14 protein-coding genes and 1 pseudogene are annotated in these 23,582 nt (G+C 66.3%); 5 read left to right on the plus strand and 10 right to left on the minus strand.

Annotated elements, in window-relative coordinates:
• Nucleotides 1–249 precede the first annotated feature (249 nt).
• Entirely contained in the window at nucleotides 250–450 is a 201-nt protein-coding gene (locus AC3WLF_RS12015; protein WP_492356726.1) for a DUF2905 domain-containing protein, read from the plus strand.
• A gap of 15 nt (nucleotides 451–465) precedes the next feature.
• Here the strand turns inward: AC3WLF_RS12015 and AC3WLF_RS12020 are convergent, their stop codons facing one another.
• The 4 genes and pseudogenes from AC3WLF_RS12020 to AC3WLF_RS12035 all read right to left on the minus strand — a co-directional run bounded on the left by AC3WLF_RS12020 (nucleotide 466) and on the right by AC3WLF_RS12035 (nucleotide 5,818).
• The gene (locus AC3WLF_RS12020) at nucleotides 466–2,415 is read right to left on the minus strand and encodes a methyl-accepting chemotaxis protein (protein ID WP_492358260.1); all 1,950 of its coding nucleotides are present in this window, start codon (nucleotides 2,413–2,415) and stop codon (nucleotides 466–468) included.
• A gap of 200 nt (nucleotides 2,416–2,615) precedes the next feature.
• Nucleotides 2,616–3,215, minus strand: a pseudogene (locus AC3WLF_RS12025) (LysR family transcriptional regulator); the annotation flags it as partial.
• 35 nt (nucleotides 3,216–3,250) lie between these two features.
• Nucleotides 3,251–5,137, minus strand: a complete 1,887-nt coding sequence (locus AC3WLF_RS12030; protein WP_492318369.1) for a sensor histidine kinase — start codon at nucleotides 5,135–5,137, stop codon at nucleotides 3,251–3,253.
• 6 nt (nucleotides 5,138–5,143) lie between these two features.
• Entirely contained in the window at nucleotides 5,144–5,818 is a 675-nt protein-coding gene (locus AC3WLF_RS12035; protein ID WP_492318368.1) for a response regulator, read from the minus strand.
• A gap of 408 nt (nucleotides 5,819–6,226) precedes the next feature.
• On the opposite strand from AC3WLF_RS12035, the gene AC3WLF_RS12040 reads away from it, so the two are divergent.
• Nucleotides 6,227–6,847, plus strand: a complete 621-nt coding sequence (locus AC3WLF_RS12040) for an OB-fold protein (RefSeq protein ID WP_492358261.1) — start codon at nucleotides 6,227–6,229, stop codon at nucleotides 6,845–6,847.
• Between the two features lie 297 nt (nucleotides 6,848–7,144).
• Complete coding sequence (locus AC3WLF_RS12045; RefSeq protein ID WP_492318366.1) at nucleotides 7,145–8,080, plus strand: BON domain-containing protein; 936 nt, start codon at nucleotides 7,145–7,147, stop codon at nucleotides 8,078–8,080.
• A gap of 36 nt (nucleotides 8,081–8,116) precedes the next feature.
• Here AC3WLF_RS12045 and AC3WLF_RS12050 read toward each other — a convergent pair whose 3' ends face one another.
• Nucleotides 8,117–9,043, minus strand: coding sequence for a LysR substrate-binding domain-containing protein (locus AC3WLF_RS12050; RefSeq protein ID WP_492352225.1), 927 nt, complete (start codon nucleotides 9,041–9,043; stop codon nucleotides 8,117–8,119).
• 117 nt (nucleotides 9,044–9,160) lie between these two features.
• Here AC3WLF_RS12050 and AC3WLF_RS12055 point away from each other — a divergent pair, with 117 nt between their 5' ends.
• The gene (locus tag AC3WLF_RS12055; protein ID WP_492358262.1) at nucleotides 9,161–10,615 is read left to right on the plus strand and encodes an amidase; all 1,455 of its coding nucleotides are present in this window, start codon (nucleotides 9,161–9,163) and stop codon (nucleotides 10,613–10,615) included.
• A gap of 79 nt (nucleotides 10,616–10,694) precedes the next feature.
• Nucleotides 10,695–11,684, plus strand: a complete 990-nt coding sequence (locus tag AC3WLF_RS12060; protein ID WP_492358263.1) for a Bug family tripartite tricarboxylate transporter substrate binding protein — start codon at nucleotides 10,695–10,697, stop codon at nucleotides 11,682–11,684.
• Nucleotides 11,685–11,718: 34 nt separating this feature from the next.
• Here the strand turns inward: AC3WLF_RS12060 and AC3WLF_RS12065 are convergent, their stop codons facing one another.
• The 5 genes from AC3WLF_RS12065 to AC3WLF_RS12085 form a co-directional block, all read right to left on the minus strand.
• Nucleotides 11,719–12,174, minus strand: coding sequence for a toxin-activating lysine-acyltransferase (locus AC3WLF_RS12065; protein WP_492318362.1), 456 nt, complete (start codon nucleotides 12,172–12,174; stop codon nucleotides 11,719–11,721).
• Complete coding sequence (locus AC3WLF_RS12070) at nucleotides 12,171–13,589, minus strand: TolC family outer membrane protein (protein WP_492358264.1); 1,419 nt, start codon at nucleotides 13,587–13,589, stop codon at nucleotides 12,171–12,173. Before AC3WLF_RS12070 ends, AC3WLF_RS12065 begins: the two co-directional genes overlap by 4 nt.
• An 8-nt stretch (nucleotides 13,590–13,597) precedes the next feature.
• Nucleotides 13,598–14,935: an HlyD family type I secretion periplasmic adaptor subunit gene (locus AC3WLF_RS12075; RefSeq protein WP_492358265.1), complete on the minus strand. Its 1,338-nt coding sequence runs from the start codon at nucleotides 14,933–14,935 to the stop codon at nucleotides 13,598–13,600.
• Nucleotides 14,928–17,123 (minus strand): peptidase domain-containing ABC transporter, encoded by a 2,196-nt coding sequence (locus AC3WLF_RS12080; protein WP_492358266.1) that lies wholly within the window; start codon nucleotides 17,121–17,123, stop codon nucleotides 14,928–14,930. Before AC3WLF_RS12080 ends, AC3WLF_RS12075 begins: the two co-directional genes overlap by 8 nt.
• Nucleotides 17,124–17,291: 168 nt before the next feature.
• Nucleotides 17,292–23,348, minus strand: coding sequence for a tandem-95 repeat protein (locus AC3WLF_RS12085; protein WP_492358267.1), 6,057 nt, complete (start codon nucleotides 23,346–23,348; stop codon nucleotides 17,292–17,294).
• Between the last annotated feature and the right edge of the window lie 234 nt (nucleotides 23,349–23,582).

Below are 23,582 nucleotides of genomic sequence, written 5' to 3' on the forward strand. Positions count from 1 at the left end.
GCGGAGAGTGCTTTCTATCAGGAAACCGGCTGGTCGTGAAATTTACTAGCAGACTAGCCGTGCGGCATTTCGGCGGCATAACGAAATTTCATGTAAAGAGCGCCAACTCTCAATTTACATTCCGAAACCCACGACCTATAGTCTCGCCCCCGGCGTGCCGAGCCGATGCAATCCTGCGGCGACGTGCCTGTCCAACGTCTCAGGACACGCGGCGCGGCAAGCCGCCGGCCCAACCGAATCCATCCGATCATGCAACGCGTGCTTCTCATCCTTGGCTGCCTGCTGATCGCAGCCGCCGCTGCCTGGCCCTGGCTGTCGAAGCTGCCGTTCGGGCGGCTGCCCGGCGATATCCATATCGTCCGGGACGGGTTCAGCTTCTACTTTCCGATCACGACCTGCATCCTGGTGTCGGTGCTGGTGTCGGTCGTGATCTGGATCTTCCGGCGCTGAGCACCGCGAGGCGGACTAGGCTTGCGCTTCGGTCCGGAATACCGCCACCGCCCGCTGCATATGCAGCGCCTGCTCCTGCAGCGACTGCGCCGCGGCGGCGGCCTCCTCCACCAGCGCGGCGTTCTGCTGCGTGACCTGGTCCATCTGCGTCACCGCCTGGTTGACCTGGGCGATGCCGCTGCTCTGCTCGCGCGACGCATGGCTGATCTCATCCATCATCGCTGTCACGCGGCCGATGGCGGCAACGGTGTTCTCCATGGTTGCGGCAACGTCCAGCGCCAGCGTGTTGCCCGACGCCACGCGCTGCGCCGATTGCGAGATCAGCGTGCGGATCTCCTTGGCCGAGCTGCCGGCGCGCTGCGCCAGCCCGCGCACTTCGGTCGCCACCACCGCGAAGCCGCGGCCGGCCTCGCCCGCGCGCGCGGCCTCCACCGCCGCGTTCAGCGCCAGGATATTGGTCTGGAAGGCGATGCCGTCGATCACCGCGATGATGTCGACGATGCGCCGCGAATCGGCCTCGATCTCCTGCATGGTCTGCTGCATCCGCCCGACCGCGTCGCCGCCGGCGCGCGCCACGTCAGACGCCTCGCGCGCCAGCTCGCTGGCCTGGCCGGCATTGCTGGCGTTCTGCTGCACGGTGGCCGTCAGCTGCTCCATGCTGGCCGCGGTCTGCTCCAGCGACGAGGCCTGCTCCTCGGTGCGCTGCGACAGGTCGATATTGCCCTGCGCGATATCGCCCGCCGCCGCCAGCACGTTGTGCGCGCCGGCCTTGGTGTCGCCGATCAGCGCGCGCCAGCTGTCCACCAGCGACAGCAGGTGCCGCTTGATCTCGCTCAGTTCGTCGCGCCCGCGCACCGCGATGCGCAGGGTCAGGTCACCCGCGTTGATGCGCTCGACCATCTCAGCGACCTGCCGCACGTCGCCGCGCATGCCGCGGCTGAAGCCGATGAACAGGTAGAACGCGGCGGCCACGGTCACCAGCGCAATGCCCGCCAGCAACACGAACTGCCTTTCCTGCACCGCGACACGCTGTGCCAGCATGGCGCCCGCGACCTCGGCAAACGCCTTGTTGGCGGCAGCCACGCCTTCGATGGCCGCGGTGGCCTCGTCGAAATATGTCCTGGCATCGATGTCGATGCCGGTCGCGCCCAGCATCCGGACCTTGAGCGTGCGATGGAAGTTGTCCATCGCGGCGAGCCGCGCCAGCGCGGCGTCGATGCGCGGCCGGTACGCCGGTGCCGCGTTCCCGACGCGCGCGATGTCGCGCCGCACCGTTTCCAGCCCGTCGTGGATCTGCTCGGCGAGCGCGCCCAGGCCCGCCTGCTGCGCGGCATCGGCATAGCCGCCCTGAGCGATGATGCCGGCCCCGCGGCCGCGCGCCAGCGCGCTCAGCTCAGCCAGGCGCGGCATCGGTCCCACCAGCAGGTTGATCAGGTAGTACGAGCCCGCTTCACTGTCCAGTGCGAGTTGCGAGCGCTCGGCCACGTCGCCGATAAACACCTGCGTCTGCCGCACCAGCGCGCTGTGGCGCTCGAACAGCGGCCCGGCCGTGGTGTCCAGGCCCAGCCCGCGCAGATGCTGCCAGTCCTGCTCCAGCTTGCGCGCCCCCGCTGCCAGTTCGAAGGCAGGATTTTCCGCGATGCTGCGCGTCAGCCCCGCCAGGCCGGCCGCGGCCTTGTTGTCGGCCGCATCGAAGGTGGCACGAAAGGCTGTATTGCCCGACAACACCGCATTGGCAGCGCCGCGCCGGACCTGGGTCTCGCGCATGAAGTCGAGCGCATGCCCGACCACGGCGAGCCCCCGCGCTTCATCGCCGGTGGTGCGGATCAATCGCGCCGCATCGCTCAGCACCACGTACATGGCGCCGCATAGCGGCACCAGGAACAGCACGGCTATGAGCGCGAGCTTGCGGTTGATATTCAGGCGCGCCATCAGGCGCTCGGCGGGAAGGAAAATGGGAGTCATGGCGGTCGCGGAACTTGGCTTGGTTTTCCTCCTATCGGCCTTGATTTGCAGGCCTGAAGCACGGATTGCGAAGGTCTTGATAATGCGCAAATCCAGTGCAGAAAACGCGCTGAAGTGGGGCAGAAGGCACGGGTTACGGGCAGTGTCGGCACCGCTGCCTACCCGCGTGCACCGAAGACGTGTGGGGTATCGGGCAGGGGCGTCTGCGTGTTCTGCAGCACGACCTCGTTGCGATAGAAGGTGCGCAGCGCCAGCCATGGCAGGCCCTCAAGGTCTTCCGGCCGGCGTGGCAGCGGCTTGCCCTCAAACAGCGACGGTGCGGCAAAGACCGCGCGCGGCACGTCGGCGAGCCGCACCGCCACCACGCCGGGTTCATGCTCCTCGCCCACATGGATCGCGCAATCGATAGCCTCGGCGATGAAATCCGGGGTGCGGTCATGCAGCAGCCATTCCACCGAGACGTCGGTGTACTGCTGCAGGAAGCCGGCCAGCGGGCCGACCAGCAGCTCCTGCCCGAAAGCGTGCGGCACCACCACCCGCAGCGTGCCTGCCGGCGCATGCCCGACCCCGCGCACGTCGGCCTCGAACATGGTCCAGTCGGCCACCAGTTCCTTGGCACGCTCATAGCAGCGCTCGCCGTCCTCGGTCAGCTTCATCGCATGCGTGGAGCGCTGCAGCAGGCGCACGCCGAGCAGCCGCTCCAGCGTCTGCAGGCGCCGGCTGACGGTGCGCTGGGTCGTCTGCAGCTGCGCTGCCGCGATCGACAGGCTGCCGGCCTCGACGATGCGCACAAAGGTCTGCGTGGCACGCGCTGAGGGCCACGCCGCCCGGCCCTCTACGCGACGGGCGCGAGCCCCTCCCCGTCCGTGCCGGCCTCCTCGCCGTCTCCCGGCGCCAGCGGAACCTCCACCGTCAGTGCCGTACTGCCCGGCGCCGACCGGATCTGCAACCGGCCGCCGATGGCCGCCGCGCGCACGTGCATATTGCGCAGCCCGCGCCCGCCGCGCGTGGCCCCGGTGTCGAAGCCGCGGCCGTTGTCGGCCAGCGTAATCCGGATCACTTGCGCGTCCATGTCCGCGTGGGCGGTCACGGTAAGGGCCGTTGCCCGCGCGTGCTGCAGCACGTTGGTGATGCCTTCGAGCAGCAGGTATTGCAGCTCCTGCACCTTGCGCGCGGTGAAATGCGCCAGCGCGGGCAGGCGCTCGACCTCCCAGTGGATATCGAGGCCGCCATCGGCGATGCGCGGACCCAGGCGGTAGCGCAGGTTGCCCAGCACCGCCGCCAGGTCGCCGCCGGTGTCCTGCATGGCGTCGATGGAAAGCTTCAGCGAATCCAGGGCGTGCCGGACCTGCACGGCGATTTCCGGCGAGCTGGCCTTGCCGGATTCCAGCATCGAGATCGTGGTGACAAGCTGGCTGCCCAGGCCATCGTGCATGTCGCGCAGGATGCGGCCGCGCTCGCGCAGCGCGGTCTCCTCCGCGGCGATCTTCTGCGTGCGCGCGAAGGCCGCGCGCAGCTGCGCCTCGCGCTGCGCGACGCGCTCGGTCAGCACCTGGTTGGCGTCCTGCAGGCTCTGCACCGCGCTGGTGTAGCGCTCCACCAGCATCCACGCCATCACCACGCTGAACGGCACCGACACATAGCGGGTCATGGAATGGACCCAGTAGTAGTCGCCGGTCAGCCAGACCTTGATCCAGTCCGCCAGGAACAGCACCGCCGACACGCCCACGGTGGCGGCCAGCAGCGTTGCCTCGCGGCTGGGCCGGCGCAATGCGCCCCATACCATCGCGCCGGCCACGGTCAGGATGATGCCCACCTTGACCAGCCAGCTCAGCGGAAAGACCATCGGGTGGCTTGACATGGCGGCCAGCGGCGCGATCACCGGCAGCGCCAGCCACAGGTAGGCGTTGAGGGTGCGATGCAGCCAGCGCCACGGCACGCGGATCACCAGCAGGCAGAACCTGGCGATGGCGCCCAGGAATACCTCGCGCGCGGCGGCGACGACATAGCTGCGCAACTCCGCGGGAATCGCCAGGTCATCGACAAAGTAGTCGAGCAGGCGCACGCTCCAGGCGACCTCGGCCAGCCCGTACAGGCCGAACAGCGGATCGCGCTGGCGCCACCAGATCAGCAGCGCGAGGCCGCCCAGCACGACACTGAGCACCGCCGCAATCAGCGGGCCGACCACGCGCAGGCGGAAGGCCTGGTCGAACTGCGCGCGCACTTCAGCGGCCGGGCCCACCGTCACCGGCAGCAGGCCCGAGCGCGCATAGGCGCGCGCCGCCACGGTGATGCGCAGCAGATTGCCGTGCGCGCGCGCCAGTTCGGGCGGCACGGCCGCGTAGTAGGGGCGCTTGGCCAGCGCCGACGAGGGGGCGTCCAGGCGCCCGCCGGCGGCGATCAGCACGCCATTGAGGCGCACCTCGTAGCTGCCGCCGGCCCATGGCACGAACAGCCCCCCGGGGTCAGCCGCGGGCCAGTTGCGGTCAAAGCGCAGTTCGTAGACCAGCGTGCCGGACTTGCCCGGCTGCTCCCGATCCCAGTAGTCAGGCAGCGTCAGCGGGAGCGCCGGCAGCGCCGTGCCGTCGGTCAGCGTGGCCGAGCGCGTGGCCGCGGCCAGTTCCATCGTGCCCGCGGCTGCCGCCATGCCGGGCAACATCAGGCAGGCCCATGCCAGCAGCACGGCAAGCACGGTCCGGAGGTGGCGCGGCCGATGCAGCATGGGGGGTCACAAGGACTTGAGCAGGCCCAGCTTGGCCGCCTCGAACACGGCCTCGCCGCGCGAGCGCACCGCCAGCTTGCCGTAGATGTTCTTGATGTGCGATTGCACGGTATGCACGCTCAGACCCAGGTAGCGGGCAGTCTCGGCATAGGTATAGCCGCGCGAGATCAGGTCCAGGATCTCGTTCTCGCGCACCGACAGCACCACCGCGCCGGTGGCCGCGGCATCGCGCGCAACCGCCTCGGCCGGCGCGCCGCGCAGCCGGTTCACCACCTGCCGCGCGATCAGCGGGCTCATCGGCGATCCGCCCGCGCGCAGTTCGCCGATGGAGGCGGCGATGCGGTCCGTGGTTTCGTCCTTGAGCAGGTAGCCGATGGCGCCCGCCTCGATGCTGGCCAGCACGTGCTGGTCGTCGCCGAACACCGTGACCACCATGCAGTCGCAGGCGGGATAGCGCTCGCGCGCGGCGCGGATCACGTCAATGCCGCTGCCGTCCGGCAGGCCGAGGTCGCACAGCAGCACGTCGGGCTGGTGCTGCGCCAGCCAGGCCAGCGCTTCCGCCGCGCTGGCGGTGCAGCCTGCCACCACGGTGGCCGGCGCATGCATCTCGACGGCCTGCACCAGCCGGCTCAGTGCCGCGGGATCGTCCTCGACGATCAGGACTCTTGTTGTGCTTGCCATGCCTGTGTTCCCGAGCCGTGCCGTTGTGCCGCCCGCTGTGCTGCTGGTTGTCCGGCCAGTCTCGCTGCCCGTCCTGCCGCATGCTGTGCCGCGTACGACGGCGGATTCTGACATATCCGCCCGCGCATGGGACGGCCGGGCGGCTCTCTTCAGGGTAAACGCCGCCGCGCTTGTCAGCCGCCCCTGACTCATCGCATGGCCGCGCGCCGTTGCCCATCCCATATTCTGGGGAGGCGCCGAACCGGCCGGCTCCTGAGCCCGTGGCCGGATAGCCCCGTTCGGGGGATACCACCCCCATTTTTTCCGGAAATAGAGCGTTTTTGCCAGTTCTGTTGGATTTTGCAGGCTGTACGAATACAATGCCCCGGCGTCAGCCGAGGGTGCTGGCGGACCTGGAGAAAAAAAGAAATGAAGACGGGAAAACTGGTGGTAGGGCTGGCGCTGGCCGGGTTGCTGGCGGGGTGTGAATCGATGGACGGCGCAATGTCCTCCATCAGCGGCGTGCTCGACGGCACCGGCGACGTGCTGAGCGGCGACTTCCGCATGCTGGCGGATCCGAAGCCGGCTTCGCTGGGCGATATCTGGTCGGACTGGAAGAAGAACGAAATCACCGCGAAGAAGAAGTGGGATTCGCAGGCAATCCTGGTATCGGGTACGGTGTCCCGCATCACCAAGGTGGATGGCCTGGGCAAGTCGGACGACACCATCGCCGTCTACTTCAAGGACTCGGTCAATCCGCAGTGCACCGGCAAGGCGCTGATGCGCGACGCGCTGATGGTCAACCAGAAGAAGATCAGCAACCTGCAGACCGGGGACAAGGTCAACGTCACCGGCGTGCTGGCCACGCGCGATTCGGAAATGGCCAACAGCAGCAATACCGAATGCTATTTCGCGTTCAGCAAGTCGAAGATCGAACCAGCGGCCAATACCACGGCAGCTGCCGGCAGCGCAGCCGCTCCCGCCAAGGCAGCCACGACCACCAAGTCGACCAAATCGACAAAGTCGACCAAGACCAGCAGCACGAAGTAAACCAGCCAAAGGCGGCGACGGGCGGCGGAATGGCCGCCTCGCCCCAGGCTATGCGTTTGGCGTCCCCCTGCCCGCACCATGTGGATCCTGCGGCACGGCACGCCCGTCCTGCCCTGCATCCCTTACAAGCTCTGAAACCGTTGCACGGTAGTGCACGCCAAAGTGCCGCAAACCCCCGTCCGCGGGGCACCCCTCCACACGGTACGAATCTTGCCCCTTCCTGATTACCCGCCAGCGGTTCGCGCACGGCATGTGCGCCCGCACATGGCGCCACACGCACACTGTCAGGAAAACAGCATGGGCTACTACTACGATGAGCGCAATGCGCGCAACGCGCGCCAACGCCGCCAGGCATGGCAGGACGATGACTGGCAACCTGAATCCGAACAGGAGCGCTGGCAAGCGCGGCGTCGGCGCCAGCAAATGGCCCCGGGCCAGACCAGCTACGGCGACCCTGCCCGCCCGGACCGGGATTTCAACGAAGTGTACGGCGCCCGCAGGTACCCGGAACACCCGTCCAGCGAGCGTTACGGCAGCAACCTGCGCTACGGCCTGAACGGCGGCTATGGCTGGGAGCGTGCCAGCGAATGGCGCGACCCGCAGGCGTGGCAACGCGACGACGACAACGCCGAGCGCCAGTGGCGCCGCAGCGCCGAACGCGCACGGGATCCGCGTGAATCGCCGCGCACGCGCGGCCATGACACCCACTTCAGCGACCTGCGCAGCGACACCCGCTACTGGGTCGACCCGCACGAGGACTGGGAAGAGAAGCAGCGCTATGAAATCCGGCGCCACAGCCCGGGCTACCGGGAATATGCGCAGCGCCGCGGCTGGGAAACCGACAGCCCCGATGACGAGCGCGAAGGCTCGCATGGCGTGCTCTACAACCTGGGCCGCCGCATCGGCGAAGCCGTGGGCGACTGGTTCGGCAGCTCCGAACGCCGCACCGGCCCGCGCGGCTACCAGCGCAGCGACGAGCGCATCCGCGACCAGATCTGCGAGCAGCTCAGCTACGCGCGCGGCGTTGACGTCAGCGACGTCAGCGTCGACGTCAGCGAAGGCGTGGTGTCACTGACCGGCACCGTGCGCGACCGCGGCCAGAAGTTCTATATCGAAGACCTGGCCGACGGCACCTACGGCGTCAAGGAAGTCAACAACGACATCCGCGTGCGCCGCGAGGCCCCCGAAGCCCGCAGCACCAGCGATGTGACCGGCAGCACCTGGCGCGGATAACGCCAACGGTGGCGGGCGCTCCAGGCCGAGAACGGCCTAGGCGCCCGCCACGCCAACCTCTGCCGCCAGCCGTTCGCGGATAAACCCCAGGAACGCACGCACACCCTCAGGCAATGTGCGGCCGGCCAGCGTCTGCAGCTCGACCGCGCGGCTGCGCATGCCGCGCTCCCGGATCGAGGCGGCATGCAGTTCACCGCGGCGCAACCTGTCGCCCACGGTGACGGCGCCGGAGATCGACAGCCCGCCACCATGCAGCACGAAGCTGGTCAGGGTCTCGAAGTGGTTGGTCACCAGCACCGGCTCGAACACCACCCCGCGTTCGCCGCAAGCGATGTCGAACAGCTGGCGCACGGTGTTGTCGCCCTCCGGCAGCGCCAGGGGATAAGGCTGCATCTGGGCCAGCGTGACGCTGCGAAAGCGCGCCAGCGGATGGTCCGGCCGCATGATGGCGATCACCGGCGCGGGCTGCCGGTGCTCCACGCGGATGCCCTGCTCCGCGGCGCGGCTGTAGGTGATGCCAATGTCCGCCTCGCCATGCAGCACGATGCCGGTGACCTCCGCCGGCGGCGCCACGCGCACATGAAACTGCAGGCCCGGATAGCGCTGGCGGAATTCGGCAATGATGCGCGGCAGGAACTCGATCGCAAACCCCGCCGAGCTGGCCACCCGCACCCGGCCCCGGCGCAGGCCCTGCAGCGCGGCAATCTCTGACACCACCCGATCGGCTTCCAGCGCGCCGCGCAGGGCATAGGCTGCCAGCAACTCCCCGGCGGCGCTCGCCACCATGCCACGCGGCCGGCGGTCGAACAGCGGCACGCCGAGCAACGCTTCGAGCGCGGCGACCTGGCGGCTCACGGCCGACACGGTGACATTCAGCCGCTGCGCCGCCTCGGTCAGCGAGCCGCTGCGTATCACCTCCAGGAAATAGCGCAGCGAGGTTTCCTGCAGGCGATGCGACAGCATGGGCGGCTCCGGGGCTGGTTTGCGTTTTACGCAAGGATATTTGAAAAAATCATCGATTGCGGGAAACCGTGCGTCGCCCGTATGCTTTTTCCCGACACCACAGGAGACACCCGAGCCATGGCGCCCACCCAGACCCCCGATCCCATCACCGAACTCGATGCCGTCGCCCTGTCGCGCGCCATCCATGCGCGCGAGGTCTCGTGCGTGGAAGTGCTCGATGCCTTCCTTGGCCAGATCGACCGCCATAACCCGCGCGTCAATGCCATCGTGGCGCCGGTGGAGCGCGACACCTTGCGCGCGCAGGCCGCCGGGCTCGACGCCGAACTGGCACGCGGCGCCAGCCGCGGTCCGCTGCACGGCTTCCCGCAGGCGCCCAAGGACATCAGCCCGGCCGCGGGCATGGTCACCACCAAGGGCTCGCCGATCTTCGCCGGGCAGGTCAGCGAGTCCGACGCCGTGATCTTCGAGCGCATGCGCGCCGGCGGCGCGGTCTTCGTCGGGCGCACCAACTCGCCGGAGTTTGGCCTGGGCGGCCATACCTACAATCCGGTCTACGGCACCACCCGCAACGCCTTCGACCCGGCGCGCTCCGCCGGCGGCAGCAGCGGCGGCGCCGCGGTGGCCGTGGCGCTGCACATGCTGCCGGTGGCGGATGGCTCTGACATGATGGGGTCGCTGCGCACGCCCGCGGCGTTCAACCACGTGTATGGCCTGCGCACCTCGGTCGGCTGCGTGCCGCACGGCCCGGGCGACGAGGTCTTCTTCCAGCAGTTCAGCGTGGCCGGCCCGATGGCGCGCAACGTGCCGGACCTGGCCCTGCTGCTGTCGGTGCAGGCCGGCTTCGATGCGCGCCTGCCGCTGACGCACCGCACAGAGGCGCCCGGCACCTTCACGCTGCCGCCCGAACGCGACTGGGCCGGTGTGCGCATCGGCTGGCTGGGCAACCTGGGCGGCCACCTGCCGACCGAAGCCGGCGTGCTCGATACCTGCGAACAGGCGCTCACGCACCTGCGCACGCTCGGCTGCACCGTCGACACCGCGCTGCCCGAGTTCGACCTGGAGCGACTGTGGCACGCGTGGATCGACCTGCGCAGCTTCTCGGTGGCTGGCGCCAACGCGGCGCTGTACCACGACCCGGCCAAGCGCGCGCTGCTCAAGCCTGAGGCCGCATGGGAGATCGAGCGCGGCCTGGCCCTGCCGGGCACGCGCGTGTACGAAGCCCTGTGCGAGCGCAGCGCGTGGTACCAGGCACTGCGCTCGCTGTTCGAGCGCTTCGACTACCTGGTGCTGCCGGCCGCGCAGGTGTTTCCGTTCGATGCCGACTGGGACTGGCCGCACGCCATCGACGGCCGCGACATGGACACCTACCACCGCTGGATGCAGGTCGTGGTGCCGGCCACCATGGCCGGGCTGCCCGCCCTGGCCGCACCCGCCGGCTTCGGCCCCCAGGGCCTGCCGGCCGGCATCCAGATCATCGGCCCGGCGCAGGCCGACGCCGCGGTGCTGCAGCTCGGCCATGCCTATGACCAGGCCGGCGGCTTCTCGCGCGTGCGCAGCCCCTGGCTCGATTGAGCCTTCGGCTGGTCCCGGCCCGTTTCGTATTGCTTCCGATTGCCTTCTATTCCTACAACTGCCGGCAGGAGTGCCAACGATGACCGCAATGCCCCTGAAGCCGTTTCTCGCCTGCGCCGCCGCCCTGACCGCGGTGCTGTCCGCAACGCCCGCCGCCGCGCAGGCCCAATCCTGGCCGGACCGCCCGATCCGGCTGGTGGTGCCCTTCGCCGCGGGCGGCGCCACTGACGTGCTGGGCCGCCTGCTGGCAGTCGGCCTCGGCGAAAAGCTCGGCCAGCCGGTGGTGGTCGAGAACAAGCCCGGCGCCAGCACCGTGATCGGCGCCACCCAGGTATCCAAGGCCGCGCCCGACGGCTACACGCTGCTGCTGGCGGCCAGCACCACGCTGACGCTGAACCCGGCCATCCGCCAACACCTGGGCTACGACCCCATCAAGAGCTTCACCCCGCTGGGCCTGGTCGCCGACATGAGCCTGGTGCTGGTAGCCAATCCGGACACGCAGATCACCTCGCTCAAGGATCTGGTGACGCAGGCCAAGGCCCACCCCGACAAGTTCTCCTACGGCTCGTTCGGCGCCGGCTCCTCGGTGCATTTCGGCGCGGAGATGCTCAAGTCCGCCACCGGCATCCGCATGGTCCACGTGCCCTTCAACGGCAGCGCCCCCAGCCTGACCGCGCTGGCCGGCGGCCAGGTGCAGGTCGCCGTCGATACCGTCGTGGCCACCCTGCCGCTGATCAAGGGCGGCAAGATCCGGCCGGTGGCGGTGCTGTCGCCGCAGCGACTGCCGGCGTTGCCGCAAGTGCCGACTGTCGCGGAGAGCGGGTATCCCGGCTTCCAGATGGGCACGTGGTTCGCGCTGCTGGCACCCGCGGGCCTGCCCGCGCCAGTACAGCAGAAACTGGAGAAGGCCCTGGCCGACGTCGCCAACGCGCCGGCTACCAAGGCACGCATGGTCGAACTGGCGCTGACGCCGGCTTATGGCAATGGCGCGGCGGTGAAGGCGCGGGTGGAGAAGGAATTGCCGGAGATGCGGGCGGTGGCGGCGCGGGCGGATATTCGGGCGGAATAGTGACGCGGTAGGCGGGCCACCGGCCCGCTGCGGCTTACTCCTCCAGCACGCGCATCGTTCGCTCGCCCTCCGGTGCTAATTGATGTAGCACCTTGCCCTTGAATACCGTCGCCCTCAGATCAGCCAGCACGTCCTTGGCCCCGCCGTAGGGGGCGAACACGTCGATCAGGAACGGCTTGTCGCCCGACTTCCAATCTCCGGGCGCCAATTGGTATGGCGGCTTGGCAAACCGCTCGACCACAGCGTCGGAGAGATAGGCCCAGGTCACGAAGGCCGTGGGCATTTCGCCCCGCATATACAGCTTGGCCTGCTCCAGGATCAGCGGCGGCATCACGCGCCATTCCAGGTCAGCGAAGAAATTGTGGCGCGTGGTTGGGTTGTTCATCATCAGCCACGACACCGGCCCCAGCAGCGGGATCTTCTTGATGACGCGCTGCGCTTGCTCGGCAGCAAACTTCATCAGCTGTTCGTTGTCGGTCGGGATAGTCATTGGATACTCGTCCTGGATTGTTTCATGCTGGCAGCAGCTGGCATGGCGGGCACTGCCGGCGTTTCCTGCTGTGCGTTATTGGTCAGCAGCGCATTCACGCTCTGCACATCCACCTCAGTCAGCGTGCCCGCCGCCGCCTTCAGCCGCATGCCTTGCAGGATGGTGTCGTAGCGTGCCTTCGCGAGATCACGCTGGGCCGCAAAGAGTTGTTGCTCGGCATTGAGCACGTCGATGTTCACGCGCGTGCCGATCCGGTAGCCGATCTTGTTCGCGTTGACCGAATCCAGGCTCGACGTGACCGCAGAAGTCAGCGCCTCGACCTGGGACAGGCCGCTCGTCACACCACCGTAAGCTTGCCGCGCCTGCGTCGCCGCCTGGCGCCGCGCCGCTTCCAGCTCTGCGCGCGACTTGTATCGATTGGCGATCGCCTCGGTCACGCGCGAGTTGACGGCGCCGCCCTGGTAGATCGGGATTGTCAGCTGCAGCCCGATGGTGCCGGACTTGACCCGGTTCTCGATGTCCGCGGGCGAGGTCATCGAACCCGAGGTGTAGTTGTTGCCATAGCCAGCCGTGAAATCCAGCGTCGGCAAGTGCGCCGCGCGGTTCCGGGACAGCTCTTTCTCGGCAACTTCGACCGCTGCCAACTGCGTGCGGACTACCGGGTTGTTCTCCCGCGCATGCCCCATCCAGGCATTGACATCCTTCGGCTCGGGACCCGGCAGGGTCACGTCAGCCTTCAGGCCCGCTACAGGCTCGGACAATGGCCCGACCAGCCGTTCGAGTTCCGCCTGCTTCGCTTCCTGGTCGTTGAGCGCCTGCACCAGCTGCGAGCGGCCCAGGTCGTGGCGGGACTGCGACTCGTACACATCGGTAATGGTTGCCTCGCCCACGTCGTAGCGGCGCTGGGCAAGCACGCGCTGCTGCTCCACGGCCCGCAATTGCGCCCGGGCAACTGTCACGCTGTCGCGCGCGGTCAGCAGATCGAAGTAGGCCTGCGAGGTGCGCAGGATCAGGTCGCTCTCGGCCTGCGCGAACTGTGCCTCGGCCTGCTCGACCTGTGCACCCGCTTGTGCCACGCCGATCCAGTTGGCGACACGCACCACCGGCTGCGACAGCTGCAAGTTCCACGCCCAGCTATTCACGCTGCGGTCCGTGAACGGACTGCCCGCGAAGCTCGATTGCCCGTCCTGGCGATTGCCGTTGCCATTCAGGTTGATCGAGGGCAGCACGCCGGCGCGAGCCTGTGGCAGCTTCTCGCGTCCGGCCTCCAGCGCGTAGCGTGATGCCTCGAAGGTGGGGTCGCTCCCCTGTGCCATGCGGTAGACCGACAGCAGGTCGATGGCGCTGGCCTGGCTCGGGACAAGCGCGCCGACCGCGGCCAGCGCAGCCACAGCAGCGCTGCTCAAAACATGCATGCGTGCCATCACCGCTCCCGCAAGGCTTCATCCTTGTAGCGCATCAGCGGCGACAGGAAGTAGGAAATCATGCGACGCTCGTCCACGCGGATATCGGCGGTCACGCTCATCCCGGGGGTAAGCGCGCCCCTGCGCCCATTGACCGAGTTCGGCGTGGCCATCGTGTCGAGTTTGATGCGCACTGGATAAATAGGGCCCAGCTTCTGATCATTGATGGCGTCGGTACCCACCCACTGCACTTCACCCTCGATATAGCCGAAGCGGGTGAAGTCAAAGGTCTCCACCTTGGTTATGACGCGCTGGCCGGGCTTCACGTAGCCGATGTCCTTGTTCTGCACCTGAGCATCCACTTCCAGCGCAGTGTTCTCGGGCACCACGATCGCCACCGGCTGCGCCTGGGTCACCACGCCGCCAACGGTGGTCACCGCCAGTTGCTGGACGATGCCGTCGATCGGTGCGCGCAGGGTCTGCAGGTCACGCCGCTGCGTGGCCTTGACCAGTTCCAGCTCGGCCGTGGCAGCCTTGCGGCTTTCCTCGGCCAGTTCCGCCGCATGCCGCGCACTGAACTCGGCCACCGCCTGCGCGCGCTGTTGCTGTGCGGCGTTCAGGCCCGCGCCGGCCTCGGCCAGCCGGTTGGTCTGCAACGCCAGATCCTTCCTGAGGTTGATCAGCTCCAGCCGCGTCTCGATCAGGCCGGTCTCGGCGATATGCCCGGTCTTGACCAGTTCCTCGCGCATGTCGTTCTTCCTCGTGACAAGCGGCAGGCTGGCACGGATCTGCTCCAGGCTGGCGGCGGCCCCGTCCCGATCGGCACGCTTGCGGGCGATCTCGGCGTCGAGCGCCGCCAGCCTGGCGCGTTGCTCGGCCAGCGCGCTGGTGAGCAGCGCTTGCTGCGTCCGGGCAATATCCGCAGGCAAGCCTTCGACGGCCGGCATGGTGGGCTTGCCGTCGAGAAGCGCTGTCAGCCGCTGCACCCCGGCTACGGCCTCCCATTGGTCGCGCTGCAGCCGGTCACGGTCTGCTGCAGTGGTGGTCGGGTCGAGTTCGACCAGGACGGCGCCAGCCTTGACCTTCTCACCGTCGCGCACATGGATCTCGCGCACGATGCCGGCTTCGAGCGGCTGCACCACCTTGGACTTGCCCGACGGAATCACCTTGCCCTGCGCGGAGACCACCACGTCCATTTTCGCCATCGTGGCGTAGACCAGTGCAAGGACAGCCATGCTGCAGATGCTGCCAGCGACGATCCGTGCCATGCGCGCCGGACGGCGGTTGGCGATGCCCATGGCGGCAGTGGCAAAAGCATCCGCTGCCGCTTGCTGGTCAGGCTTCATCGGTTCAGACATGGGCGGCTCCCGGCAACGGTTGTACCGGGGCCTTGTGCTTGATAGTGAGGGTTTCCAGCACACGCGACGCCTCGAACAACGCGCGATACTTGCCCGCACCAGTGATCAGTTCAGTGTGATGGCCTTGCTCGACAAGCTGCCCGCCATCGAGCACCAGGATGCGGTCGGCCAGGCGCAGCGTGGAGAGGCGGTGTGCGACGATGAAGACGGTGCGGCCCGCGCAGATCTTCTCCAGGTTGTCGTGGATGACCCGCTCGGACTCGTAGTCCAGGCTGGCGGTGGCCTCATCGAGCAACAGCAGGCGCGGGTTGGTTGCAAGCGCCCGCGCGATGGCGATACGGGCTCGCTGGCCGCCCGACAGCAGGCTGCCGCGCTCACCGATCACGGTGCCGTAGCCTTGGGGCAAGGCGTTGATGAAATCGTGCGCTCCGGCCAGCTCGGCAGCTGCCATCACGGCCTCAAGCGACAGGCCCGGATCGGAGATGGCGATGTTGTCGCGCACCGACATGTTCATCAGCGCGACATCCTGCGACACCACGCCTACCTGGCTACGCAGCCAGGCCGTGTCCACTGTCGCCAGGTCGATTCCGTCAATCGTGATCCTGCCACCGGTGGGTGAGTAGAGGCGCTGCAACTGGCGAATCAGCGTCGTCTTTCCGGCACCAGATACGCCAACCACACCCACGACTTCCCCAGCGGGAACAGAGAACGAGACATCCGACAGCACTTCAGCGCCGTCGGCCTGATAGGCAAAGCTGACGCGGTCGAAGCGGACAAAGCCCTGGATCGCTGCCCGTTGAGTCTGGTCCGAGAACTGGCCCGCCTCGGTCGGCGTATCCATGATGGCGCCCAGGCGCTTGACCGCCACGCGCATCTGCTGGAACTCCTGCCACAGCGACGAGAGCTTGATGATCGGTGCATTGACCCGGCCCGACAGCATATTGAAAGCGATCAACCCGCCCACGGTGAGGTTGCCGTCGATCACCTGCATGGCACCGACGCCCAGCAGCACCACGGTCAATACCTTGCTGGTCAGATTGATGACCTGATTGGTCCAGTTGCCGGTATGGCCCGATTCGAATGCGGCCACCGCGTAGCGCACCAGCCGGCTTTCCCAGCGGCGCTGCCAGCTGGCTTCAACCGCCTGACCCTTCAGGGTCTCCATCGCGCCAATGGTCTCCACCAGGAACGCCTGGTTGTCGGCGCCCAGCGCGAACTTGTCTTCCAGCTTCTTGCGCAGCATCGGGCTGACGACATACGACGCGCCAAAGAAGATCGGCAGGAAGCAGATCACGATGATGGTCAGGAGCGGGCTGTAGTAGAACATGACCGCCAGGAACACCATCGCGAAGAACAGGTCCAGCCAGGCGGTCAGCGCCTGCCCGGTCAGGAAGTTGCGCGCCGTCTCCAGTTCGCGCATCGACGCAATCACGTCACCGGCGCGGCGCGAGTTGAAGTACGACATCGGCAGGCGCATCAGGTGCCGGAACAGGCGTGCGCCAAGTTCGACATCGACGCGATTGGTCGTATGCGAGAGCAGGTACTGACGCAGGCCAGTCAACATCGCCTCGAACAGCGCCACGCCAGCCAGCGCCACCAGCATCACGACCAGCGTCGCCTGCGAGCGGTGGGTCAGCACCTTGTCGATCACGACCTGAAAGGCAAGCGGCGTCACCAGTGCAAAAATCTGCACGACGAACGAGGCCAGCAACACTTGCGTGAGTTCGGCCTTGTATTTCTTGATGGCCTGCCAGAACCAGCCAAAGCCGAACGCCGAGACACCGGCATTGGCCGTGCCATCGGTCAGGGATGCCACGCTGCGGCTGGCTTCGATCCAGGTATTGGCGAACTCGCCCGCGAAGGCCGCCGCGGGCACTGCCTGCGGCGGCTGGTCCGGGTCCCGCTGCACGTGGAGGGCATCGGCATCCACCTTGCCGAGCAGCACAACCCGGCCGCTGCGGGTCAGGGCCAGCGCAGGTAGTGCTGCGCGGCGCAGCTTGTCCACGCCGCCCTCGACCAACCTGGCGTCGAAGCCAAGGTCGTCCAGGCCCCACAACAGCCGGCTGGCGTCAAAGTCTTCACGCACGTCCCAGCGGCGCGCGAGGCCCTCCGGATCGGCCTTGACCTCATGCAGGCGTGCGAATACGGCAAGCATGCCAAGATTGGGCAGGGTTGGCTTCGAGCTCATGGCCGCCCCCATGCCAGGGCCATCACAGCCCAAAGCAATGCATTCATCGTTCTATCCCATCAAAAAATCAAGCGTTCCCGGCGGGTGGCGCGTTTCTCCCCCGCGGGATAGTTTTTTTCTTACTTCCAGGCTCAGTGACTGCGAGCCTTTATATGTCGAATATCAAGGTCATGATGGTTGGCCCATGCCCAAGTCCACCGCGCTGGCCTGTGCGGCGCGATCCATCATTTCGGCAAGGGTGTCCTCGCGCGGTGGGACAAAGCCGCCGGGGGCCTGGGACCCATCGGCCGTCGTCAGCAGCTTGTTCCACTGGAGGCAACTCCATTGCACGGCTTCCGCGCTGTGCGGCGGATAGGGACAAGCTGAAGATGGTGTCTCGGCGGTGGCGAGCAGTTGTGCCACGGCATCGGCGGCAAAGGCAGCATCGATCGGCTCGTTCGGCGCAATTCCCTGCTGGACCTCTTCCAGGTACAGGGCGAAGCCGGGCAGCGGCACGTCCTTGCCGGCAAACATCACGTCGGCAGCCTCGCTCTTGCTGCCATCGGTGTGCGTGACCTCCACCGTGCCAAACACAACGTTGCCATGATCGAGGTGGGCCTCCCCCTGACGCTGGAGTGCGATGGAGGCGATGCCAGCCTCATCCAGCGTCTTGTGCTCGGCCTCGCTGAACTCACCATTGGCATTGACGTCCTGCACCACCTTGAACTGGCTCCAGGCAGCGTCTTCCTTGCTGATCCTGCCGTCGCCATTGGTGTCGAAGGTGGCCAGCGCCTCAAGGTCAGTCTGCGTGCCGGGTGCGAAATTGGTCAGGCGCGTCTCTTCCACGGTGACCTTGCCATCACCGTCGGCATCGAACCCTATTACGCCATCGGTCGCGGCGGCCCATCCGATCTGTTCGGCCTGGCCGTCGTGATTCACGTCTGCCTTGACGTTGGATTGATCCGCCGCGAGCAACTCCACGCCATTGCCATTCAGGTCCATCACGAGAGGCGTGTAGCCCCCGCTAGCGTTGGTGCCCTTGTGGGTAGCGTTGATCACCACGTCCATGGATGCCCCTTGTGCATCGGTAATGCGGATGGTGAAGGGGTCAGCACCGGTGTAAGGGTCTCCCGCATGGCTCTCGTACTGCCAGTTGGCATAGCGGCTGACTAGCTCACCTACGTGGTCAAAGCCATGTTCGGTTTCCCGATAGGTGTTGGCGTAGGCGTAACCGTGTTGGGGCGTTTGAACAATCGATATGACAATGGCCGCTGTATCGCCGTCCGGATCGTAGGCAATGACCCGGCCCATTTCTCTTCGGGGATCGTTACCGGGGACAAGAACGCGATCTGAGTCATAATTCGCTCCCATCGCTACAAAGCCGTCGCCATCCATCTGGTCTAGTGCCAGTGGCCTGAGCATGCCATTCTGATAATGCGATGGTGCATAAGGCTGCCGGCCAGCATCAAACAGCCGGCCTTGCAAGGCCAGCGACAAGGCCAGTGCTTCGTCATAGACTGGCTGGAAGACAGGGCCATCACTGTATATGTACTGCCCGGCGGAGCCGGCACCTGCACCCGGACCAGCCTTGCCCACCACGACAGGGGGGCCGTCGTAATATCCAAAGATGGCGCGACCATACTCGACGGCCTCGATGATCGGCGCCTTGTTCACATGCTCAACATGCAGGAAGGCCGTGGCCCAGGTCTGCCCTCCGTAGGGATCGGACACCAGGTACTGAAAGGACGCTTGCCCATAGAAGTCGCGGTCAGGCGTGAACCGGACCTGGCCGTCGGCCTGAATCTCGACCGTACCGTGCTGCGCATTGGCAACCTGGGTGACCGTGATCGCGTCGCCGTCCGGATCCGCGTCATTGGCCAGGAACTGCGCCGTATTGATGACGAACGGCGTGTTCTCGTAGCCCGAGAAACCGTCATCAACCGCCACCGGCGTCGTGTTGATCTTCTCCAGGTTGATGGTCGTGGTCGCCGTGGCAAAGCCGCCAACGCCATCGGAGATGGTATAGGTGAAGTGGCCTTGCGCACCCGGGTAGCCGCCAAAGCCAGGCTCCGGCAGGAAGGTCACCGAGCCGTCCGCATTCAGTCGCACAGTGCCGTGCTCGGCACCGGACACGCCCACAATGCGCAGAGCGCCGTGCGGGTTGTCGATGTCGAAGTCGTCCGCCAGCAGCGCCGCCGCGGTCAGCGTAATGGCCACCCCCCGGCGTCCGTCCACGATATTGTCGTTGGCGATCGGCGCATCGTTGACTGGAGCCACATGAATAGTCGCCATGGCGGTCGAGACGCCTCCAACACCGTCGCTCACTTCATACGTGAAACTGGCATCGCCAAAGAAATTTGGATCGGGTACGAAACGGATGGTCCCATCCGGGTTCAGCGACACGGTACCGTGCGTGGCGCCGTTGACGCGGGTGATAGAAAGCGCCTCGGGCGGGTTGTCCACATCCGCATCATTGGCAATCAGTGCGGCAGCGTCAATCGTCAGCGCGGTGTCCTCGTTGCTCGCAATCACATCGTCGCGCAGCCGCGGAGCGTCATTGACGGGGGCCAAGTCAATGTCCACCCGCCCGGTGGTGATGGCGCCGAGCGGGTCCGACACGGTGTACTCAAAGCTTGCGGCGCCAAAGTAGTCCGCGTCCGGGATGAAGTTGACGGTTCCGTCGGCGTTCAGACGCACTTCGCCGTGCTGGGCGTTGCCGACCGCTACCAGCGTAAGAGTGGCTTGTGCATCGTCCACATCCCGGTCGTTGGCAAGCAAGCTGGCCGCAGTGAAGGTCGCTACCTCATCCTCATTGCCACGGAAGTCCTCGCCAGTCACGATCGGCGCGTCATTGACCGGCGCCAGATCGACTGTGGCCATCGCCTCCGTATAGCCGCCCGCGCCGTCGTGGACGGTGTAGAAGAAGGTCGCGATCCCAAAGAAGTCCTGCTCAGGCATGAAGCGGATCTGGCCTTCGGGGGTCAGCTCGACCGTGCCGTGCTGGCCGTTGCGCACCGAGAACACGGTCAGGTCTGAGCGGGGGTTATCCACGTCCCAGTCGTTGGCCAGCAGCGTCGCCTGCTCGATCAGCAGTACGGTGTCCTCGTCGGTGGCGACTGTTTCACCCGCCACCACCGGCGCGTCATTGACGGGGCGGATGTCGAGATTGACCGTGGCGGGCGTCAGTCCACCGTGACCATCCGACACCCAGTAGACAAAGCTGGCCGGCCCGAAATAATCCTGGTCGGGCAGGAACCGCACGTTGCCGTGGCCATCGAGGGCCACAAGGCCGTGCGTGGCGTCCGAAACACGCAGGATGCTCAGCACGTCGCCGATGGTGGGCGTATCCACATCGAAATCGTTGGCAAGCAGTTGCGCCGAGGTGAACAGCACGCCGGTATCCTCATCGATAGCAGCCGTTTCGCCAGCGGTGACCGGCGCGTCATTGACCGGCGCAATGTCCAGATAGACGCGGCCGGTCGCCTGCAGGCCATACTCATCCTCGACGGTGTAGCGGAAACGCGCCGGCCCCCAATAGTCGGGGTCAGGGGTGAACACAATGCGCTGGCTGCCGTCGGGCAGCAGTGTCAGGGTCACCGTGCCATTCTCGCCGCCGTAGACGTTGATCAGGCGCAGTGGCTGGGTCAGGACGTTGCGCGAGGTATCGTTGGCCAGCAGCACTGCCGCATCGATGGCATAGCGAGTGTCCTCGATGCCTGCGACCTGCTCATCGGCTACGTCCGGCGCGATGATCTGGATATCCTCGCCGTTCGGCCCGGTTGCCACGCGGTCGGGCGTTGTGATCAGGATCGTATCGTCACTTGCGGCATCGCAATTGACACCAGCCGCCGGCACTGATCCGATCAGATCCAAAGTGACTTCGACCGGCGACCCGAGCGTTGCCTCGCTGCCAAGTGGGCGCATCGCCGCTGGCAAGGCGTTGACTGTCGCCTCTACAAAGGGCGGCTGAGCCACAGTCGGTTGCGGCTGGCCCGGCGAATCAGCCGTCGTTGCAAGTTCTGACGGCAGGCGGCTGATGGTGTTGTTGCCGGATGTATCGATAGTGGGGGCTGGCGCATCGGGCTGTCCGCCACCTTCTGCCGCGTTGGCAACGCCGGCCACTGCACCCGCCGCGACACCCAGCAGCGCACCGGTGCCCGCAAGCAGGCTGTCGCTAGTCTTGATCCACTGATCGCGGATGGCAGCGAAGGCGTCAGTTGGGCTAGCTGGTGGAGCGCTGGTAACACGGCCATCGGCCAGGCGCACCGTATCGGTACGCTGCGCAGGCCTGACGGGATTCGGGTCGTCCTTCGAGCTCAGGCGGCTGTCATCTCGCTCGACACGGGTGGCAGTCTGCCCAACCGGGGTCGTGCCCTCGCCATCGGCCACGCGGTCATCGCCAGCGACGATCGCGTCTTCCGCAAGCGTCTGCTCGTGCTGCTTGTCGCTGGCAGTTCTGATGCGACTGTCGCCTTCGGCAACTTGCATCTCAGCGCTGGCGTTTTCCAAGGCTACGCCACCATGGGTATGGCCAGCTTCGCCCGTGTAATCATGGGTGACGACGGCATTCAGGATCGTCTCGCCGCCTTCCTTCGCGTGCAGCATGCCGGCAAAGGCGTCAAGCCGGCCATCGCCGTCCGTGTCCACAAAAGCCGCCTGATAGGCGTCGCCACGCACGTCCGCCGTCAGGTGGTGCTCGGTGACCGTCATGACACTTCCATCGGCGGCACGCAGGACTGGTGGCGCGCTGGTGAAGTCCAGGCTGGCGATACCCCGGTCGAGGAATGATGCGAACTCGCCCTGATCGGTCTGGCCGTTGCGGTTAACGTCCAGCCAGATGCCCAGGGCGGCAAACGCCGGGTCGGAGGCGTCCAGCTTGCCGTCGTGGTTGACGTCGAGCCATTGCAGGCTGTTGCGGGCATGGGCGGCGGAGGCATCCAGGTCGTTGGTCAGGATCTCGTTCTGCCCGATCCCGCCATCGCCGTTCACATCGATGGAGAGGATGCCCTGGTTGGCGTTCACCCAGTCCGTCTGCTCGATGTAGCCATCCAGATCGACGTTCTTGCCGATGCGGCCAGGGTTCACACCTGCAGGCAGTGCCGGCTTCTCGTCGACCGTCAGCGCAGTAAAATGCTGGTGGATGCCGTCAGCGTCTGTCTCAGGCATGCCTGCGTCGGCCTTTGCCTCACGCCAGTCCGAGCTGTGCAGTTGCTGGCCAACTCGGGACCGGTTCTCTTCAATGCTGCCGGTCACAGGAGCGGTGACGACGCCAGATTCGCGCATGTGGGCAAGCACCGATTCCGCTTCCCATGCCGGGGCAATGGCAGCGAACGCCTGCTGCATGAACTGCTGCGCAATGGTCGCCTGGCTGGTGTCATAGCGCAAACCGGCGCCGTCATAGTAGCGTCTCTGCTCCTGGCCGTTGTCGTCGATCCACTTGAGATACAACTGACCGCCATTGTCGTTCAGGCGCGCCCCATCAGGATCGAAGATATAGCCGATGGTCGGCAGGCGCTGTGGAATGATGGCGTAAAGTGGGTTGCCGTTGGCATCCACCAGCTGGGCAAGCGACACCTGCAGGGCATCGACCAGGCTTTGCAGGATGTTGGCAGGCGTCGCGCCGCCATCCTCGGCATCGGTGGTCTTGAGCACGTGAATGCTGCCGTCCGGATTCCACACAGCGGTGGCTTCACCTTCTAGCGTCGGAAGATCCTTTGCGGACAGCATTGAGCCGATCATTGTCACGGCGATAGCCGCGAAGGCAACAGGTGGGCAATAGGACGTATAGCCTGCCACCGCCATGCCCGCAGCGATGGTACTCAGGGCCGCCCCGGCAACCTGATACTCATTGCCATCCTCGATGGCCATTACCAGCGTGACAATGCTTGCGACCAACGCCAGCCCACCAGCAATTTGCCCCGTCGTTGCAGCGCTGTCCAGCAGACTGCCCGCGGATGCCGACTCGGCCTGGAATGCAACAATTCCTTGTTCCTTGAGCGCGTTGGCGTAAATGGCTGCCGCCTGGCTGCCGAGGTTGGCACCGGCAGCAGCGATGCCCAGTCCGTTGCCGTCTTGGATGGCGTTGAACAGGTTCAGGCCGGCAGCGAGGGCGTTCAGTCCGACGCCGACGCCATCTGGCAAGAGTTTGCCGCTACCGAGGCGATCCAGATTGATCAGCATCGCTGCGCTGGCGGCCACAATCGCCTTCGTGTCGCCGGATTCGATTGCCTGGATCAGGGACAGCATGCTCTGAATACTGCCTAGAGCGTCTACCGCGACTTGACCATTGGCACGCCCAGGCGACGTGCCCTGCGAAGGCTCCGACTGCCCTTCCGATGTGCCAGCAGCAGAGTCGGCGCTATTTCTGTCCGGGATACTAGCAACAATGTTGCCCGCTGCATCTACGGTTTGCGAAACTTCCCGACCATCCGCATAGTGGGTCGTCTGGCGATAGCTTCCGTCGTCAAACGTGGTCCGCTC

The sequence above is a fragment of the Cupriavidus sp. FW306-01-F10A genome (assembly GCF_058782785.1).